At 69.9% G+C, this 13,560-nt stretch carries 10 protein-coding genes; 6 read left to right on the forward strand and 4 right to left on the reverse strand.

Going from position 1 to position 13,560, the window contains the following annotated elements; translation table 11 throughout:
- The first annotated feature begins 222 nt into the window (after nucleotides 1–222).
- The 4 genes from KIP89_RS02190 (at nucleotide 223) to KIP89_RS02205 (ending at nucleotide 5,114) form a co-directional block, all read left to right on the forward strand.
- Nucleotides 223–1,464 carry a CE1 family esterase gene (locus KIP89_RS02190; RefSeq protein ID WP_250152147.1) on the forward strand — a complete coding sequence of 414 codons (1,242 nt, stop codon included), beginning with the start codon at nucleotides 223–225 and terminating at the stop codon, nucleotides 1,462–1,464.
- Nucleotides 1,465–1,769: 305 nt separating this feature from the next.
- The gene (locus tag KIP89_RS02195; protein ID WP_213753776.1) at nucleotides 1,770–3,722 is read left to right on the forward strand and encodes a M23 family metallopeptidase; all 1,953 of its coding nucleotides are present in this window, start codon (nucleotides 1,770–1,772) and stop codon (nucleotides 3,720–3,722) included.
- 3 nt (nucleotides 3,723–3,725) lie between these two features.
- Nucleotides 3,726–4,400 carry an alpha/beta hydrolase gene (locus KIP89_RS02200; protein WP_213753777.1) on the forward strand — a complete coding sequence of 225 codons (675 nt, stop codon included), beginning with the start codon at nucleotides 3,726–3,728 and terminating at the stop codon, nucleotides 4,398–4,400.
- Nucleotides 4,401–4,556: 156 nt separating this feature from the next.
- Entirely contained in the window at nucleotides 4,557–5,114 is a 558-nt protein-coding gene (locus KIP89_RS02205; protein WP_213753778.1) for an HNH endonuclease, read from the forward strand.
- 46 nt (nucleotides 5,115–5,160) lie between these two features.
- Here the strand turns inward: KIP89_RS02205 and KIP89_RS02210 are convergent, their stop codons facing one another.
- Nucleotides 5,161–5,679, reverse strand: a complete 519-nt coding sequence (locus tag KIP89_RS02210; RefSeq protein WP_213753779.1) for a disulfide bond formation protein B — start codon at nucleotides 5,677–5,679, stop codon at nucleotides 5,161–5,163.
- A 285-nt stretch (nucleotides 5,680–5,964) separates the two neighbouring features.
- Nucleotides 5,965–6,798, reverse strand: coding sequence for an alpha/beta hydrolase (locus KIP89_RS02215; protein WP_213753780.1), 834 nt, complete (start codon nucleotides 6,796–6,798; stop codon nucleotides 5,965–5,967).
- A gap of 247 nt (nucleotides 6,799–7,045) precedes the next feature.
- Here KIP89_RS02215 and KIP89_RS02220 point away from each other — a divergent pair, with 247 nt between their 5' ends.
- Nucleotides 7,046–8,101: a FecCD family ABC transporter permease gene (locus KIP89_RS02220; RefSeq protein WP_213753781.1), complete on the forward strand. Its 1,056-nt coding sequence runs from the start codon at nucleotides 7,046–7,048 to the stop codon at nucleotides 8,099–8,101.
- Nucleotides 8,101–8,874, forward strand: a complete 774-nt coding sequence (locus KIP89_RS02225) for an ABC transporter ATP-binding protein (RefSeq protein WP_213753782.1) — start codon at nucleotides 8,101–8,103, stop codon at nucleotides 8,872–8,874. The genes KIP89_RS02220 and KIP89_RS02225 overlap by 1 nt, the downstream gene beginning before the upstream one ends.
- Nucleotides 8,875–8,890: 16 nt before the next feature.
- Here the strand turns inward: KIP89_RS02225 and KIP89_RS02230 are convergent, their stop codons facing one another.
- Nucleotides 8,891–9,667 carry a 2,3-dihydro-2,3-dihydroxybenzoate dehydrogenase gene (locus KIP89_RS02230; RefSeq protein WP_213753783.1) on the reverse strand — a complete coding sequence of 259 codons (777 nt, stop codon included), beginning with the start codon at nucleotides 9,665–9,667 and terminating at the stop codon, nucleotides 8,891–8,893.
- Nucleotides 9,649–13,557: a non-ribosomal peptide synthetase gene (locus tag KIP89_RS02235; protein ID WP_213753784.1), complete on the reverse strand. Its 3,909-nt coding sequence runs from the start codon at nucleotides 13,555–13,557 to the stop codon at nucleotides 9,649–9,651. The genes KIP89_RS02230 and KIP89_RS02235 overlap by 19 nt, the downstream gene beginning before the upstream one ends.
- Nucleotides 13,558–13,560: the final 3 nt, after the last annotated feature.

Raw genomic sequence — 13,560 nt, forward strand, 5'->3', positions numbered from 1 at the left:
AGCCTAGCGCAAGCCCGGAATGACATACATCCCCTTTCGCGCCGGCGGCGGAGTTTCAGTTCCAGAATGGCAGGAACGCGGTGCTGACGGGCTGTTAACCATCTTTGCCTTCTAATTGACGGAAATGCGCGGTCTGTATCCCTTCTACGCAGAGACCGCCCTGTCGAGGTCGCGCCTTCTATGCATTTCACGAAACCCTGCCTCCTGATTGGCGCATTGTTGATGGCGCTGTCCGTGCTTGTGCCGGCACCGGTCTCGGCACAGCAGTCCCCGGTCAGCGGCGAGCGGCGCATCGTCTCGGGCGGCCTCACCCGCGAATTCATCCTGTACGTGCCGAAGAATGCCCCGCCGGGGCCGAAGCCGCTGGTCATCGCCCTGCATGGCGCCTGGCAGCCGGCCAGCGTGATGCAGCGCTATCTCGACCTCGACAAGGTCGCCGACCGCGAAGGCTTTGTCGTCGCCTACCCGAAAGGGCTGAACCTGTTGTGGAATGACGGTCGCGCCACCGTCGCCGGCATCATGCCGATCCTCTATCCGCGCGATGACGGGCGTTTCGTGGTCGACGTGCTGGACACGCTTGAGGCGGAAGGCCTGGTCGATCCCAGCCGCGCCTATCTCATGGGCTTCTCCAATGGCGGCTTCCTCACCGCCTTCGTGGCCTGCCGCCATGCCGAGCGTTTCGCCGCCTTCGCCACGATGATGATGACGGTGCCGGTCGGCTATAATGAGAGCTGCCGCCCCTCGCGCCCGGTGCCGATCCTCCTGATGAATGGCACCTATGATCCCATCGTGCCGATGTACGGGCGGCCCACGCCCGGCGCCCGGCTGATGTCCGCGGATGAGAGCGCCGCCCTGTTCGCCCGGATCGATAGCTGCGGCGCGCCGCAGGAAACCAGCGCCCCCCATGCCCGCATCCGGCGCTGGGAGAATTGCGCGCCGGGCGCGGCGGTCGCCTTCTACGAGATCGATGGCGGGCATCAGCCCCCCTCGCAATCGACCGATGCCGCCGACGCGCTGGCCGCGGTTCTGCTCGGGCCCCGCCGCAGCGGGCTCGACGCGCCGCAGGAAATCTGGAGTTTCTTCCAGCGTTTCACGCTGCCTCCGGCAAGCCCGCCGGCCGAGCCCCTGCTGATCGCCGGCAGCGCGGACGCGACCCGCACCGCCCCGCTCGCCGCCCCGCGTGTCACGTCGGCCGCTCCCACCGGGGCACTGGCGCTCGCCCCGACCACGCCCGCCCCCGCCCAGCTTGTGTCTCCCGCCCCCGCCGCCACGGCAACAGCATCCGGCATGACGGCGGGCGCGCGCCCGATCCTGCACAACCCGGATTCGCTCGCCACCGCTTGGCAGGGCATCGCCCCGGCCGGCACGATGGCGGCACCCGTCACGCTCGCCGTGGTCCCGCTTCCCCCGCCCTCGCCCCTGCGCCAGCGCCCCGCCAACACCCGTTCGGTCAGCCTGCAATAGCGAGCCGGCTTTGGCTCGCCATGCTTTTGCCGTGAGCACGGGCTTTACATCGCCATCCTGGCGGACAGGCCATCGAATCGGCGTTCCGCTCCCGCCTCGGGTTGACGGCACGGGCTGCGGACGGCATCGTCCCGGCCGCCCTCGACCGGGGTACCGGCCAGCCGCCGAATCGATGCGCCCGCCCCGGCGGACGCCGGATGATCCAGAGCGAACAAGGCACCGGACATCGCCCCCGTGGTGATGACCAAGGCGCCGGACAGAAGTGGGGGATTGGCCTGTTGGAGACTCGTCGCGGACCAAACGGCATGCGCCACCTGCGTGGCGCGGCGTTCGATCTGGGTGATGAGCCGCCGCTCGGTGTCGATGGCGACGCCGAGGAGCCGATCAACCGCCGTCGCATTTCCATACGCTGGCTCATGGCCACCCTGCTCACCGGCATCTGTGGCGCCGGGCTGATGGGCGGGGCGGTCTATGCCGCGCTCGATGGCGAGTACCGTTTCGCGCAGCAACCCGAGACCGTGCGTTCCGCCCTGCGCGGGGCGCTGGCGGCCGGCGAGCGCCCGTCCAATGTCGCCCGCAAGGGCGACCGCATGTCGATCCTGTCCGAGACCTTCAGCGCCAAGCAGACGCTGCGCCTGTCGACCACCACCAAGGATGGCGACCGCGAGGTCATCAAGGTCCGCCCGGTCATCAAGGTGGAGTCGAACCTCGCCCAGTCGGTCACCTCCGCCTCGGTCGACGTGCCGCGCTTCAACCCGGCCAAGCTGATCGCCGATTCCACCGCCGACGACGACCGGGAAGCGCCGCAGACCGAGCAGACCGGCGACGTCACCCTGGTCGTGCGCGACCTCGCCTCCATGCCCCCCAGCACCAAATTCGCGGCCGAGCTGCCGATGGAAGACGTGCTGATGAAGGTGCGCGAGAGCGCCGAGTTCAGCCTGCCGACCGACAGCCGCGCCCCGGCGCTGGCGAGTTTCGGCGGCGCGCTCGGCTTTGCTCCGGCGGGCGCCGCGGACCCCGTGAACGCCCTCGCCCAGATGGACAACTACTCCTCCATCGACAAATCCGGCGACGACGCCACCGGCGGCAATGACTGGACCGAGCGCGCGGTGGTCGCCAAGAAGGGCGACACCGTCGTCTCCATCCTGGTCGGCCTCGGCGTGCCCGAGGTCTCGGCCCGCGCCGCCGCCGCCGCCTTCACCGCGCGCGAGCTGCAGGGCCCGCTCGCCGAAGGCATGCGCCTCAAGGTCCTGCTGGAGGCCGGCGCCAATAACACGGTCGTGCCGCTGCGCGTCGCGGTGTTCAACGACAATGGCCACCAGGGCACCATCGCCTATTCCGACACCGGCCGCTTCCTCGCCGTGCAGGACCCCACCGACACGCAGGTGGCCGATATCGGCCCGGAGGACGCGGACGACGCCGATGGCGGCGGGCGCGGCGGCATCACGCTCTATGAGAGCATCTGGGAGACCGCGCTGCGCCACGAGGTGCCGCGCCCGGTGATCGAGAGCATGATCCGGGTCTATTCCTTCGACGTCGATTTCCAGCGCCGGGTGCGCGCGGGCGACGCCTTCGAGGTGCTCTACGAGCCGGACGAGGCGGGCGGCGCCGGCGGTGTGATGTATGCCGGCCTCACCGTCGGCGGCGAGGAGCGGCGCTATTACCGCTACCAGACCCCCGATGACGGGCTGATCGACTTCTATGACGATGCCGGCAAGAGCGCGAAGAAGTTCCTCGTCCGCAAGCCGCTTTCCGGCGGCATCTTGCGCTCGGGCTTCGGGATGCGCCGCCACCCGATCCTCGGCTATAGCCGCCTTCATTCCGGCGTCGACTGGTCCGACCGGGTCGGCACGCCGATCTACGCCGCCGGCAACGGCGTCATCAAGAAAGCCGCCTGGACCTCCGGCTATGGAAGGCGCATCGAGATCCAGCACTCCAACGGCTATGTGACGACCTATTCGCACCAGTCCGGCTTCGCCAAGGGTATCCGCGAGGGGCTGCGCGTGCGGCAGGGCCAGCTCATCGGCTATATCGGCTCCTCCGGCCTCTCCACCGGCGCGCATCTGCATTATGAGGTGCTGGTGAACGGGCGCTTCGTCGACCCGATGCGCATTCGCCTGCCGCGCGGGCGGGCGCTGGACGGCCGGATGCTGGCCAATTTCGAGGATGAGCGCGAGCGCCTCGACGCGCTGCTCAACCACAATGCCTTGCCCAAGGTCGCCTCCGGCGCCGGCCGCACGCTCGACGATGCGAACTGAGCCATGCCCGAAACGCCTCTCGACGGCCCCCATCTCGCCCCCCGCTCCGGCCGCCCGGCGACCTCGCTCGTCGTCTTGCTGCATGGCTATGGCGCGGATGGGCGCGACCTGATCGACCTCGGCCAGATCTGGTCACAGCTCCTGCCCGACGCCGCCTTCGTCTCGCCGCACGCGCCCGAGCCGCTCGCCATCGCTCCCATCGGCCGGCAATGGTTCGGCTATGTCGAGCGCAACGATGCCGAACGCTGGACCGGGGTGCAGAGCGCCCACCGCACGCTCGATGCCTTTCTCGACACGGAACTGACCCGGCTCGGCCTGCCCGGCAACCGGCTCGCCCTGGTCGGCTTCAGCCAGGGCGCCATGATGGCGCTGCATACCGGCCTGCGCCGCCGGGAAGCCCCTGCCGGGCTTGTCGGCTTCTCCGGCATCCATGTGCTGCCGACCGAGCGCGGGCTCGACGCCTTCGACACGGAGATCACCGGCCGCCCGCCGGTGCTGCTGGTCCATGGCGACCGCGACGAGACCATCGCCCCGTCCTATCTGCCGCGCGCGGTGGAGAGCCTGTCGGCGCGCGGCATCCGCCTGCGCTCGCATCTCTCGCCCGGCCTCGGCCACGGCATTGATCCGGTGGGCCTGCGTCTTGCCGGCGACTTCCTCGCCGAGGTGCTCCGGGGCTGAAGCACCGCGCCGGCTGTTGCGGGCCCTGATCGACGACGTGATGTCGCGCACCCGCATTCGCCGCTTCACAAGATTGACACGCTAAATATAGACTATCGCCGTGCGTCGGACGGCGCTCGAGTCGCCGAGCCGGCGCCCTTTTACAGGGAGCGAGTGTTGACGGCGACATTGTCTCCGGGTGCCTGGCCTGCCCTCGTGCTCAACGCCGATTATCGGCCTCTGAGCTATTACCCCCTCTCGGTCTGGTCCTGGCAGGACGCGATCAAGGCGGTGTTCCTCGATCGGGTCAACATCGTCGAATATTACGAACGCCAGGTCTCCAGCGCGACCTTCCAGATGCGCCTGCCGAGCGTGGTCTCGCTCAAGGCGTTCATCCACCCGGTGCGCCAGCCGGCCTTCACCCGGTTCAACGTCTTCCTGCGCGACCGCTTCACCTGCCAGTACTGCAATGCGCGCGACGACCTGACCTTCGATCACGTCATCCCCCGCTCGCGCGGCGGTCAGACGACCTGGGAGAATGTGGTCGCGGCCTGCTCGCCCTGCAATCTGCGCAAGGGCAGCCGGATGCCGGCGGAAGCCAGCATGATTCCCCGCCAGCGCCCCTTCCAGCCCTCGGTGTTCGATCTGCACCAGAACGGCCGGCACTTCCCGCCGAACTATCTGCACGATAGCTGGATGGACTATCTCTACTGGGACACCGAACTCGATCCGTAGCCCCGGCCGCAGATACCGAGGCGATCCTCGGGCGGAACGCGCGCCGTCAGCGCGTCACGGCCCCGCGCAGCGCCACCAGGGTCAGCGCCACGGCGATGAAGGCGTTGTAGCCGGCCAGCGAGAGCCCGAACAGCCGCCACGGCGCCTCGTCGCAGCGCACCACCCGTGCGCTCTGCAGGCTGTCCAGCATGTTGCCGGTGGACAGCGCCGGGCCGCTGCCCGAGCACGCATCCGGCCCCGCCCAGAACCCCCATTCGACGCCGGCATGGTAGATCGCCAGGCACGCCGCCAGCGCCATCAGCATGCCGGTCAGCGACAGCGCCATGCGCGCATGGGACGATTTGCCGGCGGCGGCGAGGGCCACCGCCACAAGGGCGAGCGGCACGCCGACATAATAGGGAATGCGCTGCTCCAGGCAGAGCGGGCACGGGGCCAGCCCGACGACAAGCTGGAAATACCAGGCGCCGGCCAGCGTGCCGGCCGCCGCCACCGCGACGATGAGCCCGGCGGCGATCTGCACGGAGCGCGACGCGGAGGAGGCGGGAGCGGAAGTGGCGGCAGTCATTGGCGGGCATCCCGTGGTTCGATGGCGGTACAACTAGCCACCCCGCCTGCCGTTGCAAGTCACGATTGGGCGCGGCGCTCCTGCGGCAAGGCGTGGATGGCCGGGTCAAGCCCGGCCACGACGTCGATTGGCGAAAATGCGTCGGGCGCACATCGGGTCCGGCGAGCGCCACCAAGAACACCGTCATCCCCGGGCTTGACCCGGGGATCCACGTCTTTGGCGCGGCGCATCCACGGCTTGCCGGGAAGAAGAAGGGTGCGCCACGCGCCCCTGACGCCCCTGACTTCACCGCTGCGCGAAGCGCAGGGCGCGGGCCATGGCGGGGGGGAGCACCGAAGCGTGGTCCTCCCCGGCGAGCAGGGTGAACTCCACCTGCGCCAAGGGGCCGAGTTGCGCGGCGGCGCGCGCCGCGAAGGCTTCCGCACGGCTCACCATGCCGCGCGCGGCGCGGCGGGCGGCCATGTCCGCGCTCGACGGCCCACCAAGCTGCCAGGGCGCCATCGCCTCCTCCCACTCGCCGACCATCAGCGACAGCCGCAGCGGCTGCCCCTGCGCCCGCGCCAGCCCCTCGATGAGCCGTGGCTCATCCCACCAGATGGACGGGCTGACCGCCACATAGGCGGCGAAGGCGGTGGGATCGCGCAGCGCCACATCGAGCGTGAACCAGCCACCAAGCGAATGGCCGAACAGCGTCCGCCGGGCCGTATCGACCGGAATCATCGTGGCGATGCGTGGCAGCACCTCCTCCTTGATGACGGCGAGAAAGGCATCGCGCCCGCCCGTCGTGCGGCGCGAGGCGGGAGGGTCGGCGCGCATCTCGGCGCTCGGCCCGGCCGTATAGTCGACGGTGCGGCGCGCGCTCCTGTCCTCATCCTCGGGATAGCCGATGCCGACCAGTACGATGTCCTCGATGCCAGTCGCCTGCGGCCGGCCGGCGCCGCGCCGCATCACCTCGACAAAGGTGGCGAAAGCGGCATTGGCGTCGAGCATCAGCATCAGCGGAAAGCCGCCGGGCGGCGGCGCGCCGCGCGGGCGGGCGAGGAAAATGCGGTAGGCCGCCCCCCCGCGCGCGGGAGCGAGATCGAACCACTCGGCATCGGGAACGGTCAAAGCGGGCATGGCGGCTCCCTGCCCGGATAAGCGGCGGGCACCCCTGCTCTAGCCGATGCGGCGCCGCGCGCAAGGGGGTGCGCGGGCCTGCCGGGAGAACGGCCGCCGACGTGACGCAGCGGCGCCGCCGGCGGCGTCCAGACTGAAACGATTCCAAGGAATTTGCTTTCTCTGCCATGAGCTTGACCCCTTGGGGAGGCTCATGCAGAACCGTTCATGTCCGACGCGGAATGTGCGCGGGGGCGCCGGAGACCGCATGACCGACATCTCGCCCCACGCCACCGAACTTGCCGCCTATGCGCGGCTGGTGCGCCGGCGCGTCCTCATCGTCGTCGGGCTCGGCGCGTTGATGCTCGTCGCCCTGCTGTTCGACATCGCCACCGGTCCTTCCCGCCTGCCGCTCGGCGATGTCATCGCCGGCATTCTCGACCCCGCCTCGCTCGACGGGCCCGCCCGCGTCATCATCTGGCAGGTCCGCCTGCCCTATGCGCTGATGGCGGTACTGGTCGGCGCCGCGCTGGCGCTCGCCGGGGCGGAGATGCAGACCATTCTCAACAACCCGCTGGCCAGCCCGTTCACGCTGGGCGTCTCCTCGGCCGCCTCCTTCGGCGCGGCACTGGCGCTGGTGATGGGGGCGAGCCTGCCGCTCCTGCCGGCCGAGTGGAACCTGCCGCTGTTCGCCTTCATCTTTGCCTTCGGCTCGGTGCTGCTGCTGCAGGTGCTCGCCGGGATGCGCGGCACGGGGGTGGAGACGCTGGTGCTGTTCGGCATCGCGCTGGTGTTCACCTTCAACGCGCTGGTGGCGCTGATCCAGTTCGTCGCCAGCCAGGAGGCGCTGCAGCAGCTGGTGTTCTGGAGCATGGGGAGCCTGTCGCGCGCCAGCTGGGGCAAGCTCGGCGTGCTCGCACTGGTCGCACTGGTCACCTCACCGTACTCGCTGGCCGCCTCCTGGCGCATGACCGCGCTGCGGCTGGGGGAGGATCGCGCGCGGTCTTTCGGTATATCCGTCAAGAGGTTGCGCTTCTTCTCGCTGCTCCGGGTGAGCCTGCTCGCCGGCACCTGCGTGGCCTTTGTCGGGACCATCGGCTTCATCGGCCTGGTCGCCCCCCACATCGCCCGCATCCTGGTCGGCGAAGATCACCGATTCTTCTTGCCTGCCAGTATGTTAGCGGGAGCGTCCATCATGTCGCTGGCCTCCGTGGCGTCCAAGACCCTGGTCCCCGGCGCCCTCCTCCCGGTCGGCATCGTCACCGCGCTGATCGGCGTGCCGTTCTTCATGGCGCTCATCTTCACGCGCCGGGAGCGGCTGTGATGGCGCTGCATGTGACGGGCCTGTCGGTCGGCTACGGTCGCCGCCCTATTATCGAAGGTCTTGATATAAAAGAGATTTCCGGCGGCTCCGTGACGGCCCTGATCGGCCCCAACGCCGCCGGCAAGACCACGCTGCTGCGGGCCCTCGCCGGACTGGTGCCGGCCAAGGGATCGATCCGTCTGGATGATGTGGAGTTGGCCTCACTGTCCGTCGCCGGTCACGCCCGCCACGTCACCTATATGCCGCAGGCCCTGCCGCAGCGCGTGGCGCTGACCGTGCTTGAGGCCACGCTGAGTGCGCTCATGTCCGGGGAGGAGGGCAGCAAATCGCCTGCGCAAGCACGGCTGCGCGCTCTCAACGCATTGGAAAGGCTTGACATTTCCGACCTCGCCATGCGCGGCCTCGACGAACTGTCCGGCGGCCAGCGCCAGTTGGCCAGCCTCGCCCAATCCATCGTGCGCGAACCTTCGGTGCTGCTGCTGGACGAGCCGACGAGTGCGCTCGACATTCACCACCAGTTGCGGGTGATGCAGCTGGTGGAAGAACTCGCACGCGAACGCGGCATCATCGTCATCATCGTACTCCACGACATCGCCCAGGCGGCGCGCTATGCGCAGCGGATTATCGTTCTGGAACAAGGCGCTATCGCCGCAGACGGTAGTCCGGCACAGGCGATCACGCCGGCCACGCTGGCGCGCGTCTACAAGGTCGAGGCGCGGGTCGAGGCCTGCTCGCGCGGCTTCCTCCAGGTCATCGTCGACCGCGCGCTTTAGTCGTCGGATCAAACACTTAGCCGCGCAGCGTGGCGCCGCCATCGACATAGAGATCGGTCATGGTGATGTGGCTGGCGCGGTCGGACAGCAGGAACACCACCGACTCCGCTACCTCCTCGGGCGTCGCCAGCTTGCCGAGCGGAATGCCGGCCTTGAAGGTCTCCGGCGTGCCGGCGATGACCCGCGCGGCGCCGTTCTCATCCCCCCACATGCCGGTCTGCATGGGCGTCAGGGTCGAGCCCGGAGCGACAATATTGCAGCGAATTCCGTGACTTGCGAGCTCCAGCCCGAGGCAGCGGGTGAACATGGTGGCGGCGGCTTTTGAGGCCGCGTAGGCCGACATGGCGTGGCGGGGGATGCCGGCGGCGTTCGATGATACCGTCACGATGGCCCCGCGCTTCCTCGCCTGCATGACCTTCGCGACCTCCCGGCTGACGCGAAAAACCCCGCCTGCATTGATACTTAGCACCCGCTCCCACTCGGCATCGGTGAGCTCCGTCACCACCGTGTTGGAGAGCACGCCGGCAACGTTGGCGAGCAGGTCGATGGGGCCGATGTGGTGGACGATCAGGCCGATCAGTGCAGTGACATCCACTGACGAGGCCACATCCAGCCGGAACGGCGTCACCGCGTCGCCGAACTCGCTGGCGAGCGCCTTCACCCCCGCCTCGTCACTATCGGTGGCGACGACGCGGGCGCCCTCCTCCACGAGAAGGCGCACCACCGCCGCGCCGATGCCGCCGGCCGCGCCGGTGACGAGGGCGAGCTTGCCGTTCAGACCGCTGTCGCGCATGTCGGCTCCTTGAAATCTTCCGCCGCCAGCAGGCGGGCGAGCGTGGGGGCGATGTGCGCGGTCGCCTCCGGCCCGGTGAGATGGGCGTGCAGCGCCGGCACCTCGATCACCGCGACCTCACGGGCATAGGCCCGCCACTGGTCGGGGGAGAGGTGGCGGCCCTGATGGTCGAGCCCGGCGCGGATATGGGTGATCGTGCCGTCATAGCGGCGGTGATGATGGCTGCGCACCAGACGGTTATTGCCGGCGACCACCCGCACCACGCCGTCGAGCGCGGCATCGGGCAGGCGCCCGAGCGGGCTGTCAGAGGCGCGCAGGAAGGCGAGCACGGAGGCGCGGGTGAGCGCCAGCGCCGGCAGCCGGTCGGGATCGTGGCCGGCAATGGCGATCAGCGCCTTGAGCGCGCCGTCCTCGCCGGGGTCCGGTTCGCCGCGCCAGACGTCGCAGGGGTAGGAATCGAGCATCACCACGAGCCCGACCTCACAGCCGAGATCGCGCAGCCGCACCGCCATGGCCTGCGCGATGATGCCGCCGACCGACCAGCCGAGCAGATGATAGGGGCCTTCCGGGCTGATGGCCCGGATGCGCGCGACATAATCGGCGGCCAGCGCCTCAAGGCTCGAAGGCACCGCCCCGTCCGGCGCCAGAGCGGGCGCCTGAAGGCCGTAGACCGTGCGGCGCGGCGCCAAGGCGCGGGCGAGCCGGCCATAGCACCAGGAAATGCCGCCGGCCGGGTGGATGGCGAACAGCGGCGGCAGAGCGGGATCGCCCGCCACCAGCGTGATCAGCGGGTCGAGACCTGAATCCTCGCCCTGCCCTTCCGCATCGATCAGCCGGGCGAAGCCTTCGACGCTCGGCTGGGCGAACAGCGCGCCAAGGCCGGGATCGCGGCCGAACGCCTCGCGCACCCTGAGCAGCAGCGCGACGGCAGCGAGCGAATCCCCGCCCAGCGTGAAGAAATCATCTTCCGCCGCGATGGGCGTGGCGAGCTGAAGCTGGTCGGCGAACAAAGCGGCGAGGCGCTGCTCGGTCGGCGTTTCCGGCACGCGCTGGCCGGTTCCCGCGAAATCTGGGGCGGGCAGCGCACCACGATCCAGCTTGCCATTGGCGTTCACCGGCAGCGCGTCGAGGGCCACGAAGGCGGCGGGCACCATATAGTCCGGCACCTTGGCGGCCACGCGCGCCTTGAGGATGGCGAGGTCCGCGCCGGGCTCGGGCACGACATAGGCGACGATGCGCTTGGTGCCGCGATCCTCGCGCGCGACAATGCCGGCCTGCCGCACAAGGCCGGAGGCCATCACCGCCGCCTCGATCTCGCCGAGCTCGATGCGCAGGCCGCGAATCTTGATCTGGTGATCCGAGCGGCCGAGATAGACCACCGCGCCATCCGGGCGGATGAGCGCGAGATCGCCCGTCGCGTAGATGCGTTCGCCCGGCTGGTGCGGGTCGGCGACAAAACGCTCGGCCGTGAGGTCCGGGCGGCCGAGATAGAAGCGCGCGAGCTGCACCCCGCCGAGATAGAGATGACCCGCCACATTCGGCGGCTGCGGGCGGCCCTGCTCGTCCAGCACATAGAGCCGCGTGTTCCACACCGGAAAGCCGATCGGCACGGAGAGCGAGCGGTCGTCGCGCGCGGCGGGCCAGTAGCTCACATCCACCGCCGCCTCGGTCGGCCCGTAGAGATTGTGCAGCTCGGCCTTGAGCGTGCGGTGGAAGCGGTCGCGCAGATCCGCCGGCAGCTCCTCGCCGGAGCAGAACACGCGGGCAAGGCTCAGCCCCTGCGCACTCGGCTCGGCGAGGAAGGCGGCGAGCATGGAGGGCACGAAATGCGCTGTCGTGATGGCCTCGGCGCGGATGAGGCGGGCGAGCGCCACGGGATCGCGATGCGCCTCCGGCGGGGCGACGACCAGCGTGCAGCCGGTGAGGAAGGGCAGGAAGAATTCCCACACCGACACGTCGAAGGTCGCCGGGGTCTTCTGCAGGATGATGTCGGCGGGCGTGAAAGCGTAATGCTCCCGCATCCATTCCAGCCGGTTGACGATGGCGCGGTGCTCGATGACGACGCCCTTCGGCTCGCCGGTCGAGCCGGAGGTGTAGATCACATAGGCCGCGTCACCGGGCTTGGGGCCCGCCAGAGGGGTGCCGGTGGGATCGCGCGGCCAGGCGGCGGGCGAGAGCACGGGAACGCCGGCAAAGCGCGGCGCATCGCCCTCCCGCGCCAAAACCAGCTTCGGGGAGGCGGAGGCGAGGATGCGGGCGAGCCGCGCATCCGGCTGGGCGAGATCGACCGGCAGATAGGCGGCGCCCGCGCGGATGATGGCGAGAAGCGCGATCACCAGTTCCAGCGAGCGCGGCAGCGCCACCACGACGATGTCCTCACGGCCGATGCCCCGTTCGGCCAGCGCCTCGGCCAGCGCGCGCGAGCGGGCATCGAGCGTCGCATAGTCCAGCGTCTGGCCCTCGAAGCGCAGGGCGGGAGCGTCGGGCGTCTCCCGCATCCGCGCCTCGATCAGGGCGGCGAGCGTGGTGTCGGGCACCGGGTGATCGGTGGCGTTGAGCGTCACCAGCGCCCAATGGGCTTCCTCGGGCGTCGCGGTCGGCACCGTGTCGAGCGTATCCGCGTCGCTCGCAGCAGCGATGAACTGCGCGAGGCGCGCCGCATGGGCCTCGACGCTCCCCGCATCATAGAGGTCCGGGTTGGCGTCGACCTCAAGCCGCAGCCCGTCCGTGCCGTGCAGGCGGAAGGTGAAGGTGATGTCCTCCACCGGCCCGGTGCTCAGCACCTCCAGCCGGCTCTCCAGCCCGGCAAAGCGGGGTTTCTCGTCGAAGGGCAGCAGGTTGATGAGCGGGCCGTGCAGCCGCCGCTGGCCGCCGATCAGCTTGAGGTCGCGGCGCAGCTGCTCGCTGCGGTAGCGCCCATGGCGGCGGGCGCGGGTGAGGCTCCTGGCGACCCCCGTCAGATAATCCGCCAGCGGCGCGCCGGCCGGCACCGCGACGCGCAGCGGCAGCACATTCATCAGCATGGCCGGCACGCGCGCCGCCGCGCTGCCCATGCGGGCCATGAAGGGCACCCCGACCACCACCTCGGGCGTCGCCGTATGGCGCTGGACATAGGCGGCGGCGAGCGCGGTGACGACATCCGGCCATGGCACGTTCACGCGGTCGCCCAGCGCGCGCAGCCGGGCGAAGGCGGCGCGATCGATCTCCACCGCGCGGCGATGGAAGGTGAAGGCGCTCGCCGGATTACCCGCCGCGAGGCTCGCCACTTCCGGCCGGTCGGCGAACAGGGCCTGCCAATAGGCGCCATCGGCCGCCCGCTTTTCCGAGGCGCGGTAGGCGGCGTCCTCATTGAGCGCGACCCGCACCGAGGGCAGAGGGTTGCCGGGCGCGTTCCCGGTACGGGCGGCGTTGTACAGTTCGGCCACGCGCTGGGTGAGCAGGATGATTCCATAACCATCAATGGCGAGATGGTGGACGCGCTGCTGCCAGATGTGCCTGCTGGGGCCAAGGACGAACAGCCGCTGCGCGGCGAGCGGGTCGCGGGTCGGGTCGAGCGGGGTCGCCATGTCGCGGGCAATATCCGCCAGCGCCGCCGCCAGCGGATCGGGCGCATCGGCAAGGTCGATCAGCTCCAGCGCCGGGCGGTGCGCCGGATCGAGACACTGGCGCGGCCCTGCGGGGTCGTCGATCATACGCAGGGAGAGCGCGTCAGCCTCCTCGACCAGCTGCGCCAGCGCGGCGGCGAAGGCCGCGCGGTCCAGCGGGCCGGTCAGCTCGATATACTGGCCGGCATGGAACAGCGGGTTGGCCGGGTCGAGACGCTGCGCGTACCACAGCCCCGCCTGCGCCTCGGCGAGCGGGAAAGTCTCGGCCTCAGGGGTTCCCGTCATGCA

Source organism: Ancylobacter radicis (assembly GCF_018449475.1).
Lineage (GTDB): Bacteria > Pseudomonadota > Alphaproteobacteria > Rhizobiales > Xanthobacteraceae > Ancylobacter > Ancylobacter radicis.

Coding starts and splice junctions, on each gene's coding strand:
- KIP89_RS02190 (WP_250152147.1), top strand. CDS start 223: ATGGCGCTGTCCGTGCTTGTGCCGGCACCGGTCTCGGCACAGCAGTCC.
- KIP89_RS02195 (WP_213753776.1), top strand. CDS start 1,770: ATGCGCCACCTGCGTGGCGCGGCGTTCGATCTGGGTGATGAGCCGCCG.
- KIP89_RS02200 (WP_213753777.1), top strand. CDS start 3,726: ATGCCCGAAACGCCTCTCGACGGCCCCCATCTCGCCCCCCGCTCCGGC.
- KIP89_RS02210 (WP_213753779.1), bottom strand. CDS start 5,679: ATGACTGCCGCCACTTCCGCTCCCGCCTCCTCCGCGTCGCGCTCCGTG.
- KIP89_RS02215 (WP_213753780.1), bottom strand. CDS start 6,798: ATGCCCGCTTTGACCGTTCCCGATGCCGAGTGGTTCGATCTCGCTCCC.
- KIP89_RS02220 (WP_213753781.1), top strand. CDS start 7,046: ATGACCGACATCTCGCCCCACGCCACCGAACTTGCCGCCTATGCGCGG.
- KIP89_RS02225 (WP_213753782.1), top strand. CDS start 8,101: ATGGCGCTGCATGTGACGGGCCTGTCGGTCGGCTACGGTCGCCGCCCT.
- KIP89_RS02230 (WP_213753783.1), bottom strand. CDS start 9,667: ATGCGCGACAGCGGTCTGAACGGCAAGCTCGCCCTCGTCACCGGCGCG.
- KIP89_RS02235 (WP_213753784.1), bottom strand. CDS start 13,557: ATGACGGGAACCCCTGAGGCCGAGACTTTCCCGCTCGCCGAGGCGCAG.